Raw genomic sequence first — 21,066 nt, 5'->3', positions numbered from 1 at the left:
ATGGATGGCGCGACACTCTGTCGGCGGTCGTTTGCACTGTTTTTGAAAGGTTTGATTCATGCGCGTTCTGATTGCCGAACACGACCATGCGGTGTACGCCCAGCTGCTGCGCCAGGCTGCATCCGATATCGAAGTCCTGACCAGCGGCGACTCCGCCGAACTGTCGCGCCTGGCCACCGACTGCCCGGTCTGGCTCGGCCAACCCGATCTGCTGGCGACTCTGCTGCGCCAGGGCCATCGACCCCGCTGGCTGCAGTCAACCTGGGCAGGCATTACGCCGTTGCTGGCCGAGGGCCTGACCCGGGACTACCGCCTGACCCGCGCCGTGGGCATCTTCGGCCAGCTGATGGCTGAGTACGTGCTGACCTATATGCTCGGCCACGAACGCGAGGTGCTGGCGCGTCTGGTCAGCCAGGTGGAGCGCAAGTGGGACCATCGGCAGGGACAGGGCCTGGCAGGTCGCAAGGTGTTGATCGTCGGGACCGGTGATATCGGCCAGTGCGTGGCAAAGTTCCTCGTACCGTTTGGCGTGCACCTCTATGGCATTGCCAGCGAGGCTCGGGAGTTGGCGCCTTTTGTCGAAGTCGGCACGATGAAGGACCTGCCGCGCCTGGTGGGCGAGGTGGACTATGTCATCAACCTGCTGCCCAACACGCCCCAGACCCATGATGTGTATGACGCGGCGCTGTTCAAGCGATTCAAGCCTACCGCACTGTTCATCAATGCCGGACGCGGGGTGGCCGTGGTGGATGCGGACCTGGTGCATGCCTTGAAGGAAGGGCATCTGGCCGGTGCGGTGATCGACGTTTGCCGCCAGGAACCCCTGCCGCAGCGTCACCCGTTCTGGACGGCCTGGGGCCTGCTCTTGACCGGCCACAGTTCGGCTCCAACATCGCCACCGATGATGGCGCAGTTATTTCTGGAGAACCTGCGGGCTTATCAGGCGGGCGAAGCCCTGCGTGGGGAAGTGGATTTCGCCCGGGGGTATTGAACCACTGTGATTCAAACTTGTGGGAGCGGGTTTGCTCGCGAAAGCGGTGTATCAGTCGATATTCACTTGTCTGACACACCGCATTCGCGAGCAAGCCCGCTTCCACATTTTTGCTTTGTACAGGATTACAGGGTGAAATCGCCTTCGGCCACCAGTTCGTTCAACGGTCGGCGCGGGCTTGGCGTCTCGCGGGCCTGGAGGTATTCGGCCAGGGTGGATTTGTCCCCCAGCTTGCCGATCGCCACCGCTGCGTGCAGCGCGTAGCCTTCGGGAATCTTCAATTCCTGGCGGGTCAGTTCGTGGTCGAAGCCGGCCATGCCGTGGGTGTGCCAGCCGCTGAGGCTGGCTTGCAGCGCCAGGTGGCCCCAGGCTGCGCCCGTGTCGAAGGTGTGGCACAACGCCGGAGTTTCTTCGCTGGCGCCCGGGACGGCAAAGGTGGTTTTTGACGCAACGATTACCAGCGCCGAGGCATGCTGGGCCCAGCCACGGTTGAATTCATTGAGCAGGCCCAGGAAACGCTCCCAGTTCGGTGTGTCGCGACGTGCATAAAGGAAGCGCCACGGTTGCGAGTTATAGGCCGACGGCGCCCAACGTGCCGCCTCGAAAAAGCCCAGCAGGGTTTCTTCGGCGATCGGCTCGCCGGTAAAGGCGCGGGGGGACCAGCGCTCGATGAATTGAGGATGGATGGCGTAATCGGCAATGCGAGGATTGGCGCTCATGGGTGTTACCTGACGGGGTTCGGGAAGGGGAATGACGAAACCTACTTCCCGACGCACGGCCTGACAAGCCCCGGACTACCGACAGTCGCCAATGCTTGGCCTGGCGAGGCCCCGGCACTAGACTGTCGGCCTTTTCACCACCCGATGTCGATGCTCGAACCATGGCCGCCAAAGTCGAACCCTTCTGGATACGCAAGACCCTCGATCAGCTCGATGCGCAGGAATGGGAATCGCTATGCGATGGCTGTGGCCTGTGCTGCCTGCAAAAGCTCGAAGACGAAGACGAAGACGATAACAGCGTCTACTACACGCGTATCGCCTGCAAGCTGCTGGATCTGAAAACCTGCCAGTGCACCAACTACCCCAACCGCCGTGAATTTGTTCCTGATTGCATTCAACTCACGCCGGGCAAGGCCGATGAATTCAAGTGGCTGCCGCCGACCTGCGGTTATCGCCTGGTCAGCGAGGGCAAGGACCTGCCGTTGTGGCATCACCTGGTTTGCGGCGACCGCGACGCCGTGCACCATGAACGCATTTCCCAGTCCGGGCGCATGTTGGCCGAAGGCAGCGTGGCCGAGGAAGACTGGGAAGACCATCTGATTTTCCGCGCCGGCTGAACCGCCGGGCGTTGCATCACCGGGGAGCATCCATGTCGGCAGGATTGAGACGGACACTGGCACGGGGTTCGGCGGTGCGCAGCCTGGATTTCGACCTTGGCGATGGCAGCCGCTACAGTGATTTCAAGGCGGACGGCCAATGGCGGCTGACGCCAGGTAAAGCCGTCCGGGGCCTCTGGCGACCGGCCGGCGGGCTGGATGCTCGCCGGTCGCTCCCCCACACTGACCGAGTCGAACACAGTTAATGTGTCAACACCGCCCCATGGGGAGCGAGCCTGCTCGCGATGAGGTCATCAGCCAAACGCAAACCGTCAGAGCCCGGCTTTCGGCGAAACCAGTGAATCATTTCCCGTCACCGTAGCCGTGCCAGTCGCCGCTTCGGCGTTGGCCTTCATGCGAGTCAGTTCATCACCGGCCTGCTCGATTCTTGCCCGAGCATTGCGCAGGTTCTGACGATTTTTCTCCAAAAGGGTCTTTGCCGAGCAATGCCCGGTAATACCCCGCGCCAGCGCCATGCCGCCGATGGCCAGTTGAGCCAGACCGATGATGCCGCCACGACGCAAGCCCTTGCCCATCATCAGCACACCGCCGGCCAGCGAGCCAGCACGCTCCCAGCCGTGTACGTTCTGCACTGGGTGGGACTGGAAAGGGGTGGTCTCGATCGGCTCGAACGGATTGTTATCGCTCATGGTCTGTCTCCAGTGTGGGAATGTGTATAAAACTGACTGCCAGAGCGAATCCGTCGTTCAATGGAATTTCACACCGGTCAGCGGAATTGCGGGCCCGAGCGGGTGTTGTTGCCTTTGGCCATGCGGTCATACAGCACGACGTTGACGGTGGCGGCCAGGTTCATGCAGCCGTTGGTGGGGATGTAGATCACGTCTTCGCACCAGTCGCGGATGTCTTTATCCAGCGAGCCGTCTTCGGGACCGAAGATATACAGCGCCCGGTCCGGGTGAGTGTATTCAGGCAGGGGACGGGCGCCCTCCACCAACTCCACGGCCACCGGCACGCAGCCCAGGGGCAGGATTTTTTTCAAATCGTCGATGCCGATCAGCGGGATGTCGTAGTGGACTTTCTTGGTGTCGGTGACGAAATCGGCGGCGCGTTCATAGCGCTTGCCGGTGTAGAACACCGACGCCACGCCGTAGCAGCCGGCGGCACGCATGACCGAACCGACGTTTTCCGGTGACTTGGGGTTGAACAGACCGATGCAGCTGTAGCGTTTGTTGGCCACGGGCGGAGTGCCTTTGGGAAAAGGCGCGATTATACGGGGAATGGGTAAGGCAGGTCAGTTTCGAGATTGGCGGTGCCTGTTGTATCGCCATCGCGAGCAGGCTCGCTCCCACATTGGAGTGCGTTCCCTTGTGGGAGCGAGCCTGCTCGCGAGGAGGGGGCGCGAAATTATTCGTCCTTCTTCATCAACCCAGCCAGCGCTGCAAACGGGTTGTGCGTCGCCTTGGCGATTTTCGGCGTGCTCAGGGAGCCGTCGCCGAAATATTGCTGGTCGGTGTAGCGCGAATGTTCATTGTCGTGGCAATACAGACACAGCAGTTCCCAGTTGGAACCGTCCTGCGGGTTGTTGTCGTGGTTGTGGTCGCGATGGTGGACGGTCAGTTCGCTCAGGCGCTTGCCGGAGAACTCACGGGCACAGCGCCCACACACGTGGGGATACATTTTCAGGGCCTTGTCGCGATAGCCCATCTCCCGGTCGCGTTGGGCGTCGGCGAGGATCCGGTCCAGCTTGGAGGTGTTGGACGGTGGCGTTGACGAACTCATGGGTTCACCTTGTAGATAAAGACTGATGACGGTTGAACGAAGTTTAGCTCAGCCCTTGAGCTTCTCGGCAATCCAGATGGTGTGACGGGTGCCTTTGTTGCCATGAGCGAACACTTGCACCTCTTCGGCTTTGAAACCGGCTTTTTTCAGCTTGTCCGAAAACTGTCGATCGGCACTGGCCGACCAGACCGCCAACACCCCCTTGGGCCGCAGGGCCCTGGCGCAGGCGGCCAGGCCAGCGGCCGAGTACAGCCAACTATTGGCTTTCTGGGTCAGGCCTTCGGGGCCGTTGTCGACGTCCAGCATGACCGCGTCAAAACCCTGGGGGTCGCTCTGGAGTACCTTGGCGACATCTTCCATACGGATCACGGTGCGCGGGTCCGACAGGGGCCTGCCGGCCTTTTCACCGAGGGGGCCACGATTCCACTCCACCACGCCGGGTACCAGCTCGGCCACCACTACCTCAGCGTTCTTGCCCAGATGCTTGAGGGCCGAGGCGAGGGTGAAGCCCATACCGAGGCCGCCGATCAACACGCGCGAGCCCGGACGGCCGGCGACCTTGCGGCAGGGGATCTCGGCCAGGGCATCTTCGGAACCGTGCATGCGCGTGTTCATCAACTGCCCGCCGTCACCGCCCTGGATCTTGATGACGAAGTCTTCACCGTATTCGAACAGGCACAGGGCGCCGCCGTTGTCGGGAATGGGCGTGGTATCGAGCAGAACGAAACGTTTCATGGAAGTCTCATGAGAAGGGCGGATCGGCGCAGTTGGGACTAGCCTTGAAGGTGACAGTAGCCACGGAGCCATTGATGAAGTGCATCATTGTAACGGCCATTGCCTTGGCGGCGCTCTCGATAAGTGACGCGCAGGCCCAGCAGCCGACGATTCCAGTGAGCCCACCGAGCATCCCCGGTTCGCCCGGCACCGCTACCCCCATGCCTTATCCACCCATCACCCCCAGCGGTGTGCCCAAGGCCGGGCCCGGAAGCGCCGGACCGCCCTTACTGCCACCGATCGAAATGCCAAGGCCGCCCAAGGATCAGCCGATACCGGGGATGGAGCCGATAGCGCCGAAGTCCAAGCCCCCCGGCGGATGAAGCAAGGTGGATGCAAACCCTGTGGGAGCAAAGCTTGCTCGCGATTGCGGCGGCCCCTCCAGCATCGATGTCAATTGACCCAGCGCTATCGCGAGCAGGCTCGCTCCCACAGGGGCTGCGGTATGCACAGAGGCTGCGGTGCGGCTGTTAAACCTGTTGCGACAGCAACTGCCCATCCGCCATGCGCAGGCGCTTGGACAGGGATACAGCGAGGGCGCGGATGATTTTTGCGGCCACCTTGGGAGCATCGTTGATCATTTTTTCCAGGGAGTCCTTGCCCAGGTTCAGCAATTGGCAATCGCTGGCCGCGATGCACGTGGCCGAGCGCCGTTCGCCGTCCAGCACAGCCATTTCGCCGAATGCCCGGCCGCTGCGCAGGGTGGCGATGGTCACGGGTTGGCCGTCGGGGCCGGTTTTCTGCACGGCCACCTGGCCGGTGTGGATGATGCACATGAAGCTGCCGGCATCGCCCTCGTGGAAAATCGCTTCGCCCTGGGCGATGGCGCTGATGCTGAAGTAGCCCGACGCTGCGGCAAAGTCGACAGGCAGCAACGGGTCGAACAGACCGCAGTCCATCAACCAGTCGCGAATTTCGTTGTTCAGTAAGGTGGGTTCTGGCATGTCGTCACGGTCTTTTTCTTGTGTCTGTTGCGGTTGCGGGCAGGCCTGGATGCAAGATCCTCCATTGGGGGAGCGAGCAAACCCGCTCCCCCCTGTACAGGCCGTGTCGTTCCCTATGACCCGGCCTTTATCCAGAGTTCCTCAAACCCGCTTCAGAATCTTCAACACAAACGCATATTCGAGCGCTACGTCACGCAACCCCTGGTAGCGTCCGCTCATTCCACCGTGGCCTGCGCCCAGTTCGGTCTTGAGCAGCAACGGATTGTCGTCGGTTTTGGTGGCCCGCAATTTCGCCACCCACTTGGCTGCTTCCCAATATTGCACACGGCTGTCGTTGTATCCGGCGATGACCAACAGTGCCGGATAAGCCTGGGCGCTGACGTTTTCGTACGGGGCGTAGGCCTTGATCCGATCATAGACCTGAGGATCCTCGGGGTTGCCCCATTCGTCGTATTCGGTGACGGTCAATGGCAAATCCGGGTCGAGCATTGTGTTGAGCACATCGACGAACGGCACTTCGGCGATGGCGACCCTGAACAATTCCGGGCGTTGGTTGAGCACCGCGCCGATCAGCAGGCCACCGGCGCTGCCGCCACTGATTGCCAACTGGTCGGCGGTGGTCAGACCGTTGTCGATCAGGTGTTCGGCACATGCGATGAAGTCGCTGAAGGTGTTGTGCTTGTGCTCTTGCTTGCCGGCGCGATACCAGGCTTCTCCCAGCTCGCCGCCTCCGCGTACGTGGGCAATGGCAAACGCCACGCCCCGGTCGAGCAGGCTCAGCCGTGCATGGGAAAACCACGGGTCGAGGCTGTGGCCATAGGCGCCGTAGCCATACAAGTACAGCGGCACCGGCTGGCCGAGGGCTTCGCGCTTGATCACCAGGCTGATGGGCACTTGCGTGCCGTCCGGGGCCGTCGCCCAGAGCCGTTGGCTGACGTAGGCATCGGCGTCGAACGGGCCCAGCACCGGGGTTTGCTTGAGTACGACCTGCTCGCCGCTGGCCAGGTCCAACTGGCGAATCTGCGCCGGACGGTTCAAGGCTTCATAGCGCAGGCGGATGCGGTCGCTGGAGAATTCCAGGCTGTTCTGCACGTGCAGGCTGTAGGCCGCGTCGGGTAACTGCACCCGATACGCGGGCAGATCCTGTGGGTGAACTTCAATGATGGGCAGGCCACCTTCGCGCAGGCTCAGGGTCATGGCGCCCGCGTTCAGGCTCAGACCGTCGATCATCACCGTGTCGCTGTGTGGGATCAGGTTCTGCCAGTCGGCTTCGACCGGCGCCACGCCGGTGTCGGGTGCCTGGTACAGGGCGAAGTTGATGCCGTCGCGGTTGCTGCGGATAAACCACGTCCATTGTCCATCGAGCAGGCCGTGGTCGACGTCGTATTCATGATTTTCCGCCCGGGGCGCCAGGCAGGAGAACGGCTGCTGGGGTTGCGTCGCGTCGAGTACCCAGACTTCACTGGTGGTCTTGCTGCCCAGGGACAAAATCAGCTGGCGTTCGGAGCTGGAGCGGTAGCAATGCAGGAAAAAGCGTCCGTCCGGTTCATGGAACACTTGCTCGGCGGCGGTGCCATCGAGCCGATAGCGCCAGAGCTTGTGAGGGCGATGGGTGTCGTCCAGCTCGCCGAAAAACAGCGTCAGGCTGTCATTGGCCCAGGTCATGCTGCCATCGCAATTTTCGAAAGACAGTTCGCTGACCTTGCCGTTGGACAATTCCTTCACGAACAGGGTGTAGATTTCATCGCCCGAGGTGTCCTGGCTGTAGGCCAGGCGCTGATGATCGGGGCTGATGCTGAACGCCCCCAGGGAAAAGAACCCACCACCGGCCAGTTCGTTCGGGTCCAGCAGCAATTGCTCGCGGCTCTCGTCCACCGTCAGGCTGTCGTCGGTAGGACGTGGGCAACGGTAGTGGCGCGGGTATTCGTCACCGGCCGTGGTACGGGTGTAATACAAATACGGGCCCCAGGGAGAGGGCAGGGACAGGTCGGTCTCGAGGATCCGGCCCTTGATTTCCTGGAACAGGGTTTCGCGCAGTTCGGCCTGGTCGGCGAGTTGCGCCTCCTGGTAGCTGTTTTCAGCCTTGAGGTAATCGAGCACGGCCTCGGCATCGCGCTCCTGCAGCCAGGCGTACGGATCGACACCGATATCCCTGCGGGCCATCGGGGCGTTGGAAACGGGGGCGGATAAGGGCATGAAGGACTCTCGAACGTTGTACGAAAAAAGGACAAGCGGACGTTGCGATTAGTTCTGTCGGTCGGTCGCACTGTCCACAAAGGTCACCGGGCAGACGCCGGGGCAGCTTGAAGAGCGAAAAGCCGTTACTATAAGCGTCTATTTGCCTGCCTTGCCATGGACACCATGACCGAGAATGACTATCTGATTGCCTGGGGCCTCTACGCCTTCGCTGCGCTGGGCTGCCTGCTGGTATGGATGCGCATGACGCGCTGGATGTGGCGTTGGTTGCGCGAGCCGCTGCGGCTGCTGATGGCCGTGTTGCTGTTCAGCCCCACCATTGTCGACCCGGTGAAGGCAAAGGTTGCTCCGGCCTTGGCCATCGTTGCCCTGGACGTCTTGTTCAAGGTCGGCAACAACGCCTGGCGGGCGGTGTCCGATCTATTCATGTACGGCATGATCGCCTTGGGCCTTTACCTGATCGTCGTGCTGATCCGCTTGCCCATCGAGCGTGCAGCCAACGCCCGCAAGGAGCGGGACGCTGCCGCGAAAGCCGCTGCCGCCGTCGATGACACGCAGGATGAGCTGCCCTTCGGCGTGGCCGGCGACGACCGTTACGGTCGGCCGCCGGTGCCGAGCAACCCCCAGCGTTCGCGTATCGAACCGCGTCTGTAACCAGGCCTGCCTTCAAGCGAGAGTTCGAACATGTGTGAGTTATTGGGCATGAGTGCCAATGTGCCGACCGACATCGTGTTCAGCTTCACCGGGCTGATGCAGCGCGGTGGCAGGACCGGCCCGCACCGGGACGGCTGGGGCATCGCGTTTTATGAGGGCCGTGGCCTGCGCCTTTTCCAGGACCCGGCGGCCAGCAGCGAGTCGGAAGTGGCGAACCTGGTGCAGCGTTATCCGATCAAGAGCGAAGTGGTGATCGGGCATATCCGCCAGGCCAATGTCGGCAAGGTCTGCCTGTCCAACACCCATCCGTTCGTGCGCGAATTGTGGGGCCGCAACTGGTGTTTCGCCCATAACGGCCAGCTTGCCGACTTCCAGCCTCCAACCCGCTTCTATCGTCCGGTGGGCGATACCGATAGCGAAGCGGCGTTCTGCGATCTGCTCAACCGCGTGCGCGAGGCCTTTCCGGAACCGGTGGAGGTGGAACTGTTGCTGCCGTCACTTATCCAGGCTTGCGCCGAATACCGCAGCAAGGGCGTATTCAATTGCCTGCTCAGCGATGGCGACTGGCTGTTCTGCTATTGCTCGACCAAACTGGCCCAGATCACCCGTCGTGCGCCGTTTGGCCCGGCGCGGCTCAAGGACGTGGACGTGATCGTGGATTTCCAGGCCGAAACCACGCCCGACGATGTGGTCACGGTGATCGCCACCGAGCCTCTGACCGAAAACGAAACCTGGACCCGCTACGAACCGGGCCAATGGAGCCTGTGGCGACGCGGCGAATGCGTCAGCCAGGGCCGCACCGAATAAGGACGTCACGTTATGTTGCTCAGTTATCTACGGCTTGTGTTGTTTGCGGTGGGCCTGCTGGTGGGCGTGCAGGTACCGGGTTTCGTCAACGATTACGCCAAGCGGGTCGAGGCGCACCTGATCGAGGCGCAGACCGGCTTGCGCGGCTTCCAGGACACCGCCAACCAGTTTTTCAAAGGCGACATGCAGGCGCTGGTGGCCCATTACCGTGCCAGCGAAGACCCGATCTTCCGTAGTGATGCCGACAGCCTGAACACCTTGCTGGTGCGCCAGCAGGCGTTGGACAAGCAATTCCAGGCGATGCAAGGGCCGTGGTACATCCGTTTGCTGCAAGTGGCGCTGGCCGCTGATCCGGATATCCGTAAGGAAACCTGGAACGGTTACAGCTACCAGATCCTGCTGACCCCAGAGGCCATGATCTGGGGCATCGGCGGGGCCATGCTGCTGTCGTTCGGCCTGGAATGCCTGTTCCGCCTGATCGACTGGGTGGTGCTGGGCGGCAGGCGCCTGCGCCAGAGCCGGCCGATCGAAGAGCGCGACCTGCGCGGGCTCTGACTCAACCTGTTTAAACCGGTTTCCCGAGGCTCGGGGAATTTGTGAGAGCAAGGCTTGCCCGCGATGAATGCCACGCGGTTTGTCAGGAACCGAGGCGCCTGTTTCGCGAGCAAGCTTTGCTCCCACAGTAAGTTCCCTTGTCACATGGGGCTTTGCCTGAGCCATCTTCGGCACCCAATCAAATTTTTCTTATGACCCGGCCGGGGATTTATTCGTTGGACGCGACGGCGCGCGCGCTCAAGAATCGGGGGCAACCGGTCTCTGCGCTTTGCATCGTCGAGGCCCGATAACAATAAAACCGTGGAGAACCACCATGAGTGCACCCGACACCCTCGGCGTCCCCAAACCCCAGGCCCGGTCCGGCCCGTTCGACTGGTATCGCGACATCAACCAGCAGGAGCGCCGCACATTCTGGAGTTGCAAGATCGGCTACGCCCTGGACGGCATGGATACACAGATGCTCAGTTTCGTGGTGCCGACCCTGATCGCGATGTGGGGTATCACCACCGGTCAGGCCGGGCTGATCCACACCAGTACCCTGATTGCCTCAGCCATTGGCGGCTGGGTGGCGGGCATTCTGTCGGACCGTATCGGTCGGGTGCGCACCCTGCAACTGACGGTGCTGTGGTTCGCCTTCTTCACCTTCCTGTGTGGATTCGCCCAGAGCTATGAACAACTGCTGATCGCCCGTACGCTGATGGGCTTCGGCTTCGGCGGCGAATGGACGGCCGGCGCGGTATTGATGGGGGAGGTGATCCGGGCCAAGGACCGCGGCAAGGCGGTAGGCATGGTGCAGTCGGGTTGGGCGCTGGGCTGGGGCATGACAGCGATTCTGTATGCGCTGCTGTTTTCGGTGTTGCCGCCTGAGGATGCCTGGCGTGCCTTGTTCATCCTCGGCATCGTCCCGGCGGTGTTCGTGATTTTTGTTCGTCGGCTGGTCAAGGATCCGGAAATCTATAACCAGACCAAGGCCCGTGAAGCGTCCAGCAATTCTGCGAAATTCTACGAGATTTTCGCCCCTGGCATCCTGTTTACCACCGTTCGCGCTTCGCTGTTGACCACTGGCGCCTTGGGGGGCTATTACGCCATCACTTCCTGGCTTCCGACGTTTCTCAAGAATGAACGCGGCTTGAGCGTCCTGAGCACCGGCGGGTACCTGGCGATGGTGATCGTCGGTTCCTACGTCGGCTATGTCATCAGCGCGTACCTGTCGGACATCCTGGGGCGCAAGAAGAACTTCGTCCTCTACGCCATCGGCTCGTTCACCATCGTGTTGCTGTATACCCAGATGCCGGTGAGCAATGATGTGATGCTCTGGCTGGGCTTTCCCCTGGGATTCTTCGCTTCCGGTATGTTCAGCGGCATGGGGTCGTTCCTGACGGAGCTGTTTCCTACGCGCATCAGGGGCTCGGGCCAGGGTTTTTGCTACAACATCGGCCGTGCGTTGGCGGCATTGTTCCCACTGTTGATCGGCCTGCTGAGCCAGAAAGTGCCACTGAGCGTCGGCATCGGTGCGTTCGCGGCGGTGTCCTACGGCGTGGTGATACTGGCGGCCCTGAGCCTGCCGGAAACCCAAGGCAAGCAGCTGGAAGCCGAGTAACGGTTAATCTGTGGGGCAAAGGCCCCTGCTTAAATCTACAGGAGCGTTCACGTGAACCGCCTGCTATTGAATTGCGACATCGGCGAAAGCTTCGGCAGTTGGACCATGGGCCTGGACGCCGAGGTGATGCCCTTCATCGACTGCGCCAACATCGCCTGCGGTTTCCATGCTGGCGACCCGAGCACCATGCGCAAGACCGTCAGTCTGGCCCTGAGCCATGGTGTGCGGATCGGCGCGCACCCGGCCTATCAGGATCTGGTGGGGTTCGGCCGACGCTCCATGGCCTATACCGCCCGGGAACTGCAGGACCTGCTGCATTACCAGATCGGTGCCCTCGACGGTATTTGCCGGGCCCAGGGCGGTCGGGTCAGCTACGTCAAGCCTCACGGCGCGATGTACAACGACATGATGGCCAATCCGGCGCAGCTGCGCACCGTGATCCAGGCGGTCGCCGCCTATGACCGGGAACTGCCGCTGATGTTGATGGCGACCCGGGACAACAGCGCCGCCCAGGCCCTGGGGGATGAATACGGCCTGACCCTATGGTTCGAAGCCTTCGCCGACCGTGCCTATGACAGCGCTGGGCATCTGGTTTCGCGGCAATTGCCAGGGGCTGTGCATCACGAGGCCGAGGTCATCATCGCTCAGGCCCTGACCATTGCCCGTGGCGGTGCGCTGACCGCCAGTGACGGAAGCGAGTTGATCCTGAATGCCAACACATTGTGCGTGCACGGTGACAACGCCAGTTCGGTGGCTGCCGTACGGCGCATCCGCGAGGCTCTGGATCGGCAGATTGCACCATGAAGCCACGTGTGGAAGTGGTGGCGGTGGACTGCCTGATGGTGCGCCTGTTCGATGAAATCGCCGAGGCCAACATGCCCTGGATGCTCGCCGCCGGTGAGCGCCTGAGGGCGGTGTTCGCCGAGCGCCTGATCGACCTGGTGCCGTCCTACACGACGCTGATGGTGCATTACGACCTGCTGGCACTGAGCCCGGCCGAGGCGAAGGAACTGATCGACGAGGCGCTGAATAACTTGTCGCCCGACGATCGGACCGTCGGCCAGCGGCATGTACTGCCGGTGTGGTACGACCTCAGTGTCGGGCCGGAGCTGGCGCTGCTGTCCCAACGCAGCGGCCTGACCGTGGACCAGGTGATCCGCACCCATAGCGACCGTGAATATCAGGTGTTCGCCCTGGGTTTTGCACCCGGGTTCGCTTTTATGGGGCTGGTGGACGAAGTGCTGGCCGCGCCACGCCTCGATACGCCACGCAAGCGGGTGACGGCGGGCAGTGTCGGGATCGCCGAGCGCCAGACCGCTGCTTACCCGGTGGTATCGCCCGGCGGCTGGAACCTGATCGGCCGCACGCCGGCCCGACTGTTTGACCGTGGGCGTGATGGCTACAGCCTGATGCAACCTGGCGACACGGTGCGTTTCTCACCTGTGGACCACGCCGAATTCATCGCCCTGGGAGGGGATGACACACCGCTGGAGGCCCAGTCATGAGCCGTCTGTTGATCGAGGCCAGCACCCCTCTGTGCCTGTTGCAGGATGCCGGCCGTTTCGGGGTGAGGCATCTGGGCGTGACCCAGGGCGGCGCGGCGGATTGGTTGTCGATGAGTTGGGCCAACTGGATGCTGGGCAATGCGCTGGACGCCGCAGTCGTGGAGATTACCCTCGGCGGCTTCACGGTGGTGGCCGAAGAGGATTGCGTGTTGGCGCTGGCGGGGGCAGACCTGGGGGCGCGGATCGATGGCCAGCCGGTCGCATCGTGGCGATTTTTCAGCCTGCGCAGGGGACAGGTGCTGTCGCTGACCCAACCGGTGCTCGGAGCCAGGGCCTATCTGGCGGCCCCCGGCGGGTTCGATGCGCCTGCGGTGCTCGGCAGTCGGGCGACGGTGGTGAGGGAAGAACTCGGTGGCCTGGACGGACAGGGGCGGGCGCTGGACCGCGGCGAGCAGCTGAGTTATTGCGGCTTGGCGACGTGCCGACCCATGCCGCACTCACGGATTCCGGATTTCCAGCAGCAGGCGCCGCTGGATCTGATCCTGGGGGCGCAAAATGGCGCATTCAGTGGACGGAGTCTGTTCGATGCGTTCAATACGGCCTGGACACTGGACAGCCGCGCCGACCGCATGGGTATCCGGTTGTTGGGCACGCCATTGGAATATCAGGGTAGCGCGATGATCTCCGAAGGCATTCCCCTGGGCGCCGTGCAGGTGCCGCCGGACGGTCAGCCGATCGTGCTGCTCAACGATCGGCAAACCATTGGCGGTTATCCACGCCTGGGGGCTTTGACGCCGCTGTCCCTGGTACGCCTGGCACAATGCCTGCCCGGGGCGCAGGTGCGGTTGCGGCCGGTGGTGCAGGAGGTTGCGCATTGGCAGCAGGTCCAGTATTTGCGCAGTCTTCAAAGCAGCTAAAAGCATCGCGAGCAGGCTCGCTCCCACAGGGACCTCATGTACACCAGAGATCTAATGTGGGAGCGAGCCTGCTCGCGATGAGGCCCTGTCAGGCGGTAAAAATCTTACTTGGACAGAAACCGCATCCCTTCCTCCAACCCCCGCAACGTCAGCGGATACATCCGGTCCTCCACCAGCTCCCGCACGATATTGGTCGAAGCGGTATAGCCCCAGGTGTCCTTGGGGTAAGGATTGATCCAGATGAGTTTCTTGTACGTCTCCATGAAGCGCTGCATCCACACATAACCGGCTTCTTCATTCCAGTGTTCGACGCTGCCACCGGCCTGGGTGATTTCATAAGGCGCCATGGCGGCGTCACCGATGAAGATCACTTTGTAGTCGGGACCGTATTTATGCAGCAAATCCAGGGTCGAAGTGCGTTCCGAGGTGCGACGCAGGTTGTTCTTCCAGACCGACTCGTAGATGAAGTTGTGGAAGTAGAAGTATTCCAGATGCTTGAACTCGGTCTTGCAGGCCGAGAACAGCTCTTCGCAGATTCTTACGTGGGCATCCATCGAGCCGCCGATGTCGAACAGCAGCAGCAATTTGACGGAGTTGCGCCGTTCCGGGCGCATCTGGATGTTCAACAGGCCGGCGTCCCGAGCGGTGTGGTCGATGGTGCCGTCGATGTCCAGCTCTTCGGCCGCCCCCTGGCGGGCGAACTTGCGCAGGCGGCGCAGGGCGATCTTGATGTTGCGAGTGCCCAGTTCCACCTGGTCGTCGAGGTTCTTGTACTCGCGCTGGTCCCAGACTTTGACCGCCTTGCCCTGGCGCTTGCCAGCGTCACCGACGCGGATACCTTCGGGGTTGAAGCCGCCGGAGCCAAACGGGCTGGTGCCGCCAGTGCCGATCCATTTGTTGCCGCCGGCATGGCGCTCCTTCTGTTCCTCCAGACGCTTCTTGAATTCTTCGATCAGCTTGTCGAGGCCGCCCAGGGTCTGAATCTGTGCACGCTCTTCGTCGGTCAGCGAGCGCTCGAATTCCTTGCGCAACCAGTCTTCGGGGATCAGTGCCTGAAGGTGATCGTCGAGTTTCTCCAGGCCATTGAAGTAGGCGGCGAACGCCCGGTCGAATTTGTCGAAGTGCCGTTCATCCTTCACCAGGATCGCCCGGGACAGGTAATAGAACTCGTCCATGTCGGCGAAGATCACCCGCTGCTTCAGCGCGTTGATCAAGTCCAGCAGTTCACGCACGGACACGGGCACCTTGGCGGCGCGCATCTCATTGAACAGGTTCAGCAGCATGGCAATCGCCCTCGCTCTTGTTAAACGACGAGGGTTTCAGCGAGTGCCGCGACGGCTCATGAACGCCAGGCGCTCGAGCAGTTGCACGTCCTGCTCGTTCTTGACCAGGGCACCGGCCAAAGGCGGGATCGCCTTGGTCGGATCGCGCTCGCGCAGGACCGCTTCGCCGATGTTGTCGGCCATCAACAGCTTGAGCCAGTCCACCAGTTCGGAGGTGGAAGGTTTCTTCTTCAAGCCCGGCACCTTGCGCACGTCGAAGAACACGTCCAGCGCTTCGCTGACCAGGTCCTTCTTGATGTCCGGGTAGTGCACGTCGACGATTTTCTGCAGCGTGGCGCGATCGGGGAAGGCGATGTAATGGAAGAAGCAGCGGCGCAGGAACGCGTCCGGCAGCTCTTTTTCGTTGTTGGAGGTAATGATGATGATCGGGCGCTGCTTGGCCTTGATGGTTTCATCGGTCTCGTAGACGTAGAACTCCATCTTGTCGAGTTCTTGCAGCAGGTCGTTGGGGAACTCGATGTCGGCCTTGTCGATCTCGTCGATCAGCAGGATCACCCGTTCCTCGGACTCGAACGCCTCCCAGAGCTTGCCCTTCTTCAGGTAGTTGCGCACGTCATGGACCTTGTCCACACCCAGTTGCGAGTCCCGCAAGCGGCTGACCGCATCGTACTCATACAAGCCCTGGTGGGCCTTGGTGGTGGATTTGATATGCCAGGTAATCAGGCGCGCGCCGAAGGACTGCGCCAGTTGCTCGGCCAGCATGGTCTTGCCAGTGCCCGGTTCGCCCTTGACCAGCAACGGCCGCTCCAGGGTGATGGCGGCGTTGACGGCCAGTTTCAGGTCATCGGTGGCGACATAGGCGCTGGTGCCTTCGAACTTCATCTGCAATTCCTCGACGGTGACGCCGGCCTGGACGAGGCGGGGCGCGTAATAAAATGCCATGCCCGACTATAACGCGACGTCCCGCCGACTGTGAACGCAGACGCCGTATTCAGTCTCTGAATGGAGCGTCACATGTTGACTCAGTCTTGGCATCAACCCTAATCCGTTGAGGGGGCCGGTTGTTCATATCGGGCATTGAACGCCTGGACGAAACCGTTGCGCAGTATCTGCAGGAAGGCTTCGAAAGCGCTGATGTCCTGTTGATGCACATTGCCGCTGAGCTCTACGCGGGTGGCGAACTGGTTCTTGCGCTGGTTCTTGAGCGCCGTCTCGCCGGTGCCGACCAGTGCTTCCCAGATTGAGCGGAAGATGTTCTTTTTCTCGTTCTCCACATCCTGCTGCCAATCGAAAACATCCACGTCACGAAGCAATGGCTTGATGTAGCCACTGAGCCTGGCGTTGTTGGCCTCCGCCTCGATCACCAGGTCGCCGTGGCCCGCGTTGAAGTCGAATTTGCCGTAGGCCGCGGCAAAATCATTCAGGCGCTTGAGTTCGATGTTCCTGGCCCGCAGGCGGAAATCGAAATCCTCGAAATTGCTCAACGGGTCGAACGTGGCCTGTACCTCCAGCGGAGCATGTTCGGCCACCAACGCCTTGCCTTCGAATCGGGCGTCGCGCTTGCCTTCGGTGTCGACCACATTGGTCAGGTTGTAAATACTGGCATCGACGTTGGTGGCCCGCAGATTGACCGGTGGTTTGGAGTTGAAATTGCGGAACGTGACCTTACCGTCATTAATGCGGACTTCATTGAGGGTGATGGGCAGCAGTTTGCTCAGTTGTTCGCGCCAGTCGGTGCCCTGGCCCGTCTGGGAGTTCTGCCGGTTGCCGCCGCCGTCGACGAAGTTCACCTCCGGATGGGCGAACGTCACTTCGGCCACCACCGCATGGTCGTACCACAACGAATGCCAGCTCACGGACAAATCGATCAGCGGCGCATCGACGAACGGCACCGGAACCTTGCCATCGACCTTGACGATTTTCAGCCCGTTGATCCGATAGGCCCCGCGCCAGAGTGCCAGGTCCACATCCGTGATCTGCCCGCGGTAATCGCCCATGTCGGCCAGCCGCTCGTTGAGGTAGTCCCGTACCAGATAAGGCAGGGCCAGATGCAAGGCCACCAGCAGCGCGACGATGGCGGCCAGGGTCCACAGTGGCCAACTGTATCGACGTTTCATGTCATTGAGTCTCCAGCATGTTTCTCCAGAACACCCCAAAACCATTGACTGTTGTAACACTTGGACGTTCGGTGCAACTGGACGCCCACCGGCAACAGGCATACCTTTAGGCGCTTGAATTCACGCCGCATTAAGGACCCCGACATGAGCCGCATATATGCTGACAACGCCCATTCCATCGGTAATACGCCCCTGGTGCAGATCAACCGGCTCGCCCCGCGCGGCGTGACCATCCTGGCCAAGATCGAAGGACGGAACCCGGGCTACTCGGTCAAGTGCAGGATTGGCGCGAACATGATCTGGGACGCGGAAAGCACAGGCAGACTCAAGCCGGGCATGACCATCGTCGAACCCACGTCGGGCAACACCGGCATCGGCCTGGCGTTCGTCGCCGCCGCCCGTGGCTACAAGCTGATGCTGACCATGCCGGCCTCCATGAGCATCGAACGACGCAAGGTGCTCAAGGCCCTCGGCGCCGAGCTGGTGCTGACCGAGCCGGCCAAGGGCATGAAAGGGGCCATCGAGAAGGCCGCCGAGATCATGGCCAGCGATCCAGCCACCTACTTCATGCCGCAGCAGTTCGATAACCCGGCGAACCCGGCCATTCACGAAAAAACCACCGGCCCGGAAATCTGGAACGATACCGACGGCGCGGTGGATGTGCTGGTGGCGGGCGTGGGCACGGGAGGCACCATTACCGGGGTGTCGCGGTACATCAAGAACACCTGCGGCAAGCCGATCCTGTCGGTGGCCGTAGAGCCAGAGAGTTCGCCGGTGATCACCCAGGCGATGGCCGGCCAGGAAATCAAGCCCAGCCCCCACAAGATCCAGGGGATCGGCGCGGGCTTCGTGCCGAAGAACCTCGACCTGACGATGGTCGACCAGGTGGAACGGGTCACTGACGAGGAATCCAAGGCCATGGCTTTGCGCTTGATGCAGGAGGAGGGAATACTTTGCGGAATCTCCTGTGGCGCGGCGATGGCCGTGGCCGTGCGCCTGGCGGAAAAACCGGAAATGCAGGGCAAGACCCTGGTGGTGATCCTGCCTGATTCCGGCGAGCGGTACCTGTCGAGCATGCTGTTCAGCGACCTGTTCACCGAACAGGAAACACAGCAGTGACGTCGGGTTGAAATGAAGCCTGATGCGACGAGGGGATATCCCCTCGCCGCAAGAACGAGAGGAGAATGTTTGCTGGCGTCAGCCATGGTTCAGCTGACGCATGCTAGAAGGGTTTATTGCGTTTTACTCAACAGAGAATGTTGCGTCGGACGGTTTTTACCCAGGCCATGAATCTTTAACATGGCCTTCGGCTACGTCGGGCAATTGGCGTTGCTTGAGTTTTTGACAAGGAGTTTGAAAATGACCGTTTCGTTCGTCGCCAAGGCGTCGGTCTTGCTGTTGTTCATAGGCAGTACCCTCTATGTGCACCTGCGCGGCAGGGCGCGCCTGCCGGTGTTGCGCCAGTTCGTCAACCACTCGGCGTTATTCGCCCCCTACAACACCTTGATGTACCTGTTTTCCGGGGTGCCCTCCAAACCTTATCTGGACCGCAGCAAGTTTCCGGAACTGGATGTGCTCAAGGACAACTGGCAGGTCATTCGCGACGAAGCCATGCGCCTGTTCGATGAGGGATACATCCGCGCTGCAGAAAAGAACAATGACGCCGGCTTCGGTTCGTTCTTCAAGAAAGGCTGGAAGCGCTTCTACCTCAAGTGGTACGACAAACCATTGCCATCGGCGCAATTGCTGTGTCCCAGAACCGTCGAACTGGTCAACCGCATTCCCAACGTCCGCGGCGCGATGTTCGCCCTGCTGCCGGGCGACAGCCACTTGAACCCGCATCGCGATCCGTTCGCGGGCTCGCTGCGCTATCACCTTGGGCTTTCCACGCCCAATTCCGACGATTGCCGGATCTTCGTCGACGGCCAGATCTATGCCTGGCGCGATGGCGAAGACGTGATGTTCGACGAAACCTATGTGCATTGGGTCAAGAATGAAACACCGCAGACCCGTGTGATCCTGTTCTGCGATGTCGAGCGGCCGCTCAAAAGTCGGCTGATGACCCGCCTCAACCGTTCCATCAGCGCCTTCCTTGGGCGTGCCACCGCACCGCAGAACCTGGATGACGAACATGTCGGCGGTATCAACCGGGCCTATGCCTGGAGCAAGTCGTTCAGCGATGGCATCAGTGGCCGGGTCAAGCAATGGAAGCGCAAGCATCCCAAGGCCTACCGTGTGATGCGGCCGGTACTGGCGGTAGCGGTGCTGACGGCATTGGGCTACTGGTTGTTCGTTTGAGCATTGCATTATGCCTCGAGCGCTGGTTATAGTCGGCGCTCTCCGGGTCCTCGAACCCATCCTTTCCAGAGATCGGCTCATGCCTGTATCCCCAGTTGTCACGGTCGTGATTCCAGCGTTGAACGCTGGCGTCGTGCCGTGGGGGAATCAGCAACGTGGGCAGGTCGGTCAATACCCTCCACCTGTCAGTAGCCCACCGGTGTGCGCCGTCGTATCACCGCCGGGTGTTGGCGTCCAGGGCTGATCGGCAGTCGTTGCCGTTTCCTGCGCCCGCCTGAAAAAACTACTGAATTTCAGCTCCGGCTGAGTTGGCTTTTGCCTGATAACAGGTGGTATTCATGTTTTCCCTATCCAGAAACGCCTTATTGGCGGCGGCTTCCACGAGCCTGTTCGTCCTGCTGTGGAGCAGCGGGGCGATCTTTTCCAAACTGGGCCTGGCCCATGCTTCGCCTTTTGCTTTCCTGCTGATCCGCTTTTCCATAGCCCTGTGCGCGCTGGTGCTGTTGATCCCGGTGTGCAAATTCAAGTTACCCAGAATCGGCAAGCCGATGCTGTACGCGGCGGCCACTGGGTTGGTGCTGCTGGGGGCCTATCAGATTTTCTATCTGTTGGCGTTGCAGATGAATGTCACACCGGGGGTCATGGCGACGTTAATGGGGGTACAGCCGATCCTGACGGTGGTGCTCATCGAGCGCCAGCGTTCCTGGCAGCGGATGTCCGGTCTGATGCTGGGGTTGGCGGGGCTGGTCATGGTGGTCTACCAGGGCATCGGCCTGGCCGGTATGTCCCTGGCTGGAATGCTGTGTGGATTGCTGGCGCTGCTGAGCATGACGGCCGGTTCGATCATGCAGAAACGCATCACCCAAAACCCTCTGGGCACGCTGCCCGTTCAATACCTTGCCGGGCTTGTGCTGTGCGCGGTGTTCGTGCCGTTTCAACCGTTTCACTTCGAGCACAGCGCGGGTTTCATCGTGCCGGTGGTGTGGATGGCGCTGGTGGTTTCGGTGCTGGCAACGCTGTTGCTGTACCGGTTGATCGCACGGGGCAACCTGGTGAACGTCACCAGTCTGTTCTACCTGGTGCCGGCGGTGACGGCCATCATGGATTACCTGGTGTTTGGCAACCGGTTGGCGTTGCTGAGCGTGCTGGGGATGGGGCTGATCATCGTCGGGTTGGCGTTTGTGTTTCGTAAAAGTGGCTGACCGTTAGAGGCTCGTCAGCCGCACGATCGCTCTCGCGAGCAGGCTCGCTCCACAAGTACGTTACAAAAAACTGTGGGAGCGGGCTTGCTCGCGAAGGCTTTTTCCGCC

23 protein-coding genes and 1 pseudogene are annotated in these 21,066 nt (G+C 61.2%); 14 read left to right on the top strand and 10 right to left on the bottom strand.

Annotation, left to right across the window (positions count from 1 at the left end; genetic code table 11):
• Positions 1–58 precede the first annotated feature (58 nt).
• Positions 59–991 carry a D-2-hydroxyacid dehydrogenase gene (locus AD666_RS20390; RefSeq protein WP_053155843.1) on the top strand — a complete coding sequence of 311 codons (933 nt, stop codon included), beginning with the start codon at positions 59–61 and terminating at the stop codon, positions 989–991.
• A gap of 125 nt (positions 992–1,116) precedes the next feature.
• Here AD666_RS20390 and AD666_RS20385 read toward each other — a convergent pair whose 3' ends face one another.
• Positions 1,117–1,710, bottom strand: coding sequence for a nitroreductase family protein (locus AD666_RS20385; protein ID WP_053155840.1), 594 nt, complete (start codon positions 1,708–1,710; stop codon positions 1,117–1,119).
• A gap of 161 nt (positions 1,711–1,871) precedes the next feature.
• Between AD666_RS20385 and AD666_RS20380 the strand changes: the two genes are divergently transcribed.
• Together AD666_RS20380 and AD666_RS26215 are read left to right on the top strand one after the other, a co-directional pair.
• The gene (locus AD666_RS20380; RefSeq protein WP_053155837.1) at positions 1,872–2,327 is read left to right on the top strand and encodes a YcgN family cysteine cluster protein; all 456 of its coding nucleotides are present in this window, start codon (positions 1,872–1,874) and stop codon (positions 2,325–2,327) included.
• A gap of 29 nt (positions 2,328–2,356) precedes the next feature.
• Positions 2,357–2,566, top strand: a pseudogene (locus tag AD666_RS26215) (hypothetical protein); the annotation flags it as partial.
• 72 nt (positions 2,567–2,638) lie between these two features.
• Here the strand turns inward: AD666_RS26215 and AD666_RS20375 are convergent.
• The 4 genes from AD666_RS20375 to AD666_RS20360 all read right to left on the bottom strand — a co-directional run bounded on the left by AD666_RS20375 (position 2,639) and on the right by AD666_RS20360 (position 4,841).
• On the bottom strand, positions 2,639–3,016 hold the full coding sequence (locus AD666_RS20375; protein ID WP_053155834.1) for a DUF2892 domain-containing protein: 378 nt from the start codon (positions 3,014–3,016) through the stop codon (positions 2,639–2,641).
• A 77-nt stretch (positions 3,017–3,093) separates the two neighbouring features.
• Entirely contained in the window at positions 3,094–3,564 is a 471-nt protein-coding gene (locus AD666_RS20370) for an RNA methyltransferase (RefSeq protein ID WP_030141187.1), read from the bottom strand.
• A gap of 167 nt (positions 3,565–3,731) precedes the next feature.
• Positions 3,732–4,106: a YajD family HNH nuclease gene (locus AD666_RS20365; RefSeq protein WP_053155832.1), complete on the bottom strand. Its 375-nt coding sequence runs from the start codon at positions 4,104–4,106 to the stop codon at positions 3,732–3,734.
• Between the two features lie 48 nt (positions 4,107–4,154).
• Positions 4,155–4,841, bottom strand: coding sequence for a hypothetical protein (locus AD666_RS20360; protein ID WP_053155829.1), 687 nt, complete (start codon positions 4,839–4,841; stop codon positions 4,155–4,157).
• Between the two features lie 74 nt (positions 4,842–4,915).
• On the opposite strand from AD666_RS20360, the gene AD666_RS26210 reads away from it, so the two are divergent.
• Positions 4,916–5,203, top strand: a complete 288-nt coding sequence (locus AD666_RS26210) for a hypothetical protein (RefSeq protein ID WP_082339870.1) — start codon at positions 4,916–4,918, stop codon at positions 5,201–5,203.
• Positions 5,204–5,350: 147 nt separating this feature from the next.
• Here the strand turns inward: AD666_RS26210 and AD666_RS20350 are convergent, their stop codons facing one another.
• Entirely contained in the window at positions 5,351–5,824 is a 474-nt protein-coding gene (locus AD666_RS20350) for a cyclic nucleotide-binding domain-containing protein (RefSeq protein ID WP_053155823.1), read from the bottom strand.
• Between the two features lie 141 nt (positions 5,825–5,965).
• Entirely contained in the window at positions 5,966–8,020 is a 2,055-nt protein-coding gene (locus AD666_RS20345; protein WP_053155820.1) for a S9 family peptidase, read from the bottom strand.
• Between the two features lie 156 nt (positions 8,021–8,176).
• On the opposite strand from AD666_RS20345, the gene AD666_RS20340 reads away from it, so the two are divergent.
• From AD666_RS20340 to AD666_RS20310, 7 genes are all read left to right on the top strand, one after another.
• Positions 8,177–8,674: a hypothetical protein gene (locus AD666_RS20340; protein ID WP_053155816.1), complete on the top strand. Its 498-nt coding sequence runs from the start codon at positions 8,177–8,179 to the stop codon at positions 8,672–8,674.
• Positions 8,675–8,704: 30 nt separating this feature from the next.
• Complete coding sequence (locus tag AD666_RS20335) at positions 8,705–9,481, top strand: class II glutamine amidotransferase (protein WP_053155813.1); 777 nt, start codon at positions 8,705–8,707, stop codon at positions 9,479–9,481.
• Between the two features lie 12 nt (positions 9,482–9,493).
• Entirely contained in the window at positions 9,494–10,036 is a 543-nt protein-coding gene (locus AD666_RS20330) for a DUF2937 family protein (protein ID WP_053155810.1), read from the top strand.
• Positions 10,037–10,349: 313 nt separating this feature from the next.
• Complete coding sequence (locus AD666_RS20325) at positions 10,350–11,636, top strand: MFS transporter (protein WP_053155807.1); 1,287 nt, start codon at positions 10,350–10,352, stop codon at positions 11,634–11,636.
• Between the two features lie 51 nt (positions 11,637–11,687).
• Positions 11,688–12,440 carry a 5-oxoprolinase subunit PxpA gene (locus AD666_RS20320; RefSeq protein ID WP_053155804.1) on the top strand — a complete coding sequence of 251 codons (753 nt, stop codon included), beginning with the start codon at positions 11,688–11,690 and terminating at the stop codon, positions 12,438–12,440.
• Positions 12,437–13,141, top strand: a complete 705-nt coding sequence (pxpB, locus tag AD666_RS20315) for a 5-oxoprolinase subunit PxpB (protein WP_053155801.1) — start codon at positions 12,437–12,439, stop codon at positions 13,139–13,141. The genes AD666_RS20320 and pxpB overlap by 4 nt, the downstream gene beginning before the upstream one ends.
• A complete protein-coding gene (locus tag AD666_RS20310) occupies positions 13,138–14,058 on the top strand; it encodes a biotin-dependent carboxyltransferase family protein (RefSeq protein ID WP_053155798.1) in 921 nt (306 codons plus the stop codon). Before pxpB ends, AD666_RS20310 begins: the two co-directional genes overlap by 4 nt.
• A gap of 104 nt (positions 14,059–14,162) precedes the next feature.
• On the opposite strand, the gene AD666_RS20305 is transcribed toward AD666_RS20310, so the two are convergent.
• The 3 genes from AD666_RS20305 to AD666_RS20295 all read right to left on the bottom strand — a co-directional run bounded on the left by AD666_RS20305 (position 14,163) and on the right by AD666_RS20295 (position 17,458).
• The gene (locus tag AD666_RS20305; RefSeq protein WP_053155795.1) at positions 14,163–15,341 is read right to left on the bottom strand and encodes a VWA domain-containing protein; all 1,179 of its coding nucleotides are present in this window, start codon (positions 15,339–15,341) and stop codon (positions 14,163–14,165) included.
• Between the two features lie 36 nt (positions 15,342–15,377).
• Positions 15,378–16,223: a MoxR family ATPase gene (locus tag AD666_RS20300; RefSeq protein ID WP_053155966.1), complete on the bottom strand. Its 846-nt coding sequence runs from the start codon at positions 16,221–16,223 to the stop codon at positions 15,378–15,380.
• A gap of 158 nt (positions 16,224–16,381) precedes the next feature.
• Positions 16,382–17,458 carry a DUF748 domain-containing protein gene (locus tag AD666_RS20295; protein WP_053155792.1) on the bottom strand — a complete coding sequence of 359 codons (1,077 nt, stop codon included), beginning with the start codon at positions 17,456–17,458 and terminating at the stop codon, positions 16,382–16,384.
• 144 nt (positions 17,459–17,602) lie between these two features.
• Between AD666_RS20295 and cysK the strand changes: the two genes are divergently transcribed.
• The 3 genes from cysK (at position 17,603) to AD666_RS20280 (ending at position 20,958) form a co-directional block, all read left to right on the top strand.
• Complete coding sequence (gene cysK / locus AD666_RS20290; protein WP_053155790.1) at positions 17,603–18,577, top strand: cysteine synthase A; 975 nt, start codon at positions 17,603–17,605, stop codon at positions 18,575–18,577.
• 240 nt (positions 18,578–18,817) lie between these two features.
• Positions 18,818–19,756 carry an aspartyl/asparaginyl beta-hydroxylase domain-containing protein gene (locus AD666_RS20285; RefSeq protein WP_053155787.1) on the top strand — a complete coding sequence of 313 codons (939 nt, stop codon included), beginning with the start codon at positions 18,818–18,820 and terminating at the stop codon, positions 19,754–19,756.
• Between the two features lie 338 nt (positions 19,757–20,094).
• Complete coding sequence (locus AD666_RS20280) at positions 20,095–20,958, top strand: DMT family transporter (protein ID WP_053155784.1); 864 nt, start codon at positions 20,095–20,097, stop codon at positions 20,956–20,958.
• Positions 20,959–21,066: the final 108 nt, after the last annotated feature.

Origin of the sequence: Pseudomonas sp. Pf153 (genome assembly GCF_001269775.1) — a bacterium.
In the GTDB taxonomy this organism is placed as follows: Bacteria; Pseudomonadota; Gammaproteobacteria; order Pseudomonadales; family Pseudomonadaceae; genus Aquipseudomonas; species Aquipseudomonas uvaldensis.
Note: the sequence above shows the minus strand (reverse complement) of the source record. Positions and strands in the feature narration are given on the sequence as shown.

Bases quoted from the DNA above. Each gene is read 5' to 3' on its own strand.
- AD666_RS20365 (WP_053155832.1), bottom strand. From the start codon at position 4,106: ATGAGTTCGTCAACGCCACCGTCCAACACCTCCAAGCTGGACCGGATC.
- AD666_RS20360 (WP_053155829.1), bottom strand. From the start codon at position 4,841: ATGAAACGTTTCGTTCTGCTCGATACCACGCCCATTCCCGACAACGGC.
- AD666_RS20280 (WP_053155784.1), top strand. From the start codon at position 20,095: ATGTTTTCCCTATCCAGAAACGCCTTATTGGCGGCGGCTTCCACGAGC.
- AD666_RS20390 (WP_053155843.1), top strand. From the start codon at position 59: ATGCGCGTTCTGATTGCCGAACACGACCATGCGGTGTACGCCCAGCTG.
- AD666_RS20340 (WP_053155816.1), top strand. From the start codon at position 8,177: ATGGACACCATGACCGAGAATGACTATCTGATTGCCTGGGGCCTCTAC.
- AD666_RS20295 (WP_053155792.1), bottom strand. From the start codon at position 17,458: ATGAAACGTCGATACAGTTGGCCACTGTGGACCCTGGCCGCCATCGTC.
- AD666_RS20325 (WP_053155807.1), top strand. From the start codon at position 10,350: ATGAGTGCACCCGACACCCTCGGCGTCCCCAAACCCCAGGCCCGGTCC.
- AD666_RS20310 (WP_053155798.1), top strand. From the start codon at position 13,138: ATGAGCCGTCTGTTGATCGAGGCCAGCACCCCTCTGTGCCTGTTGCAG.
- AD666_RS20300 (WP_053155966.1), bottom strand. From the start codon at position 16,223: ATGAAGTTCGAAGGCACCAGCGCCTATGTCGCCACCGATGACCTGAAA.
- AD666_RS20375 (WP_053155834.1), bottom strand. From the start codon at position 3,016: ATGAGCGATAACAATCCGTTCGAGCCGATCGAGACCACCCCTTTCCAG.
- AD666_RS20385 (WP_053155840.1), bottom strand. From the start codon at position 1,710: ATGAGCGCCAATCCTCGCATTGCCGATTACGCCATCCATCCTCAATTC.
- AD666_RS26210 (WP_082339870.1), top strand. From the start codon at position 4,916: ATGAAGTGCATCATTGTAACGGCCATTGCCTTGGCGGCGCTCTCGATA.
- AD666_RS20285 (WP_053155787.1), top strand. From the start codon at position 18,818: ATGACCGTTTCGTTCGTCGCCAAGGCGTCGGTCTTGCTGTTGTTCATA.
- pxpB (WP_053155801.1), top strand. From the start codon at position 12,437: ATGAAGCCACGTGTGGAAGTGGTGGCGGTGGACTGCCTGATGGTGCGC.
- AD666_RS20335 (WP_053155813.1), top strand. From the start codon at position 8,705: ATGTGTGAGTTATTGGGCATGAGTGCCAATGTGCCGACCGACATCGTG.
- AD666_RS20330 (WP_053155810.1), top strand. From the start codon at position 9,494: ATGTTGCTCAGTTATCTACGGCTTGTGTTGTTTGCGGTGGGCCTGCTG.
- cysK (WP_053155790.1), top strand. From the start codon at position 17,603: ATGAGCCGCATATATGCTGACAACGCCCATTCCATCGGTAATACGCCC.
- AD666_RS20380 (WP_053155837.1), top strand. From the start codon at position 1,872: ATGGCCGCCAAAGTCGAACCCTTCTGGATACGCAAGACCCTCGATCAG.
- AD666_RS20305 (WP_053155795.1), bottom strand. From the start codon at position 15,341: ATGCTGCTGAACCTGTTCAATGAGATGCGCGCCGCCAAGGTGCCCGTG.
- AD666_RS20350 (WP_053155823.1), bottom strand. From the start codon at position 5,824: ATGCCAGAACCCACCTTACTGAACAACGAAATTCGCGACTGGTTGATG.
- AD666_RS20345 (WP_053155820.1), bottom strand. From the start codon at position 8,020: ATGCCCTTATCCGCCCCCGTTTCCAACGCCCCGATGGCCCGCAGGGAT.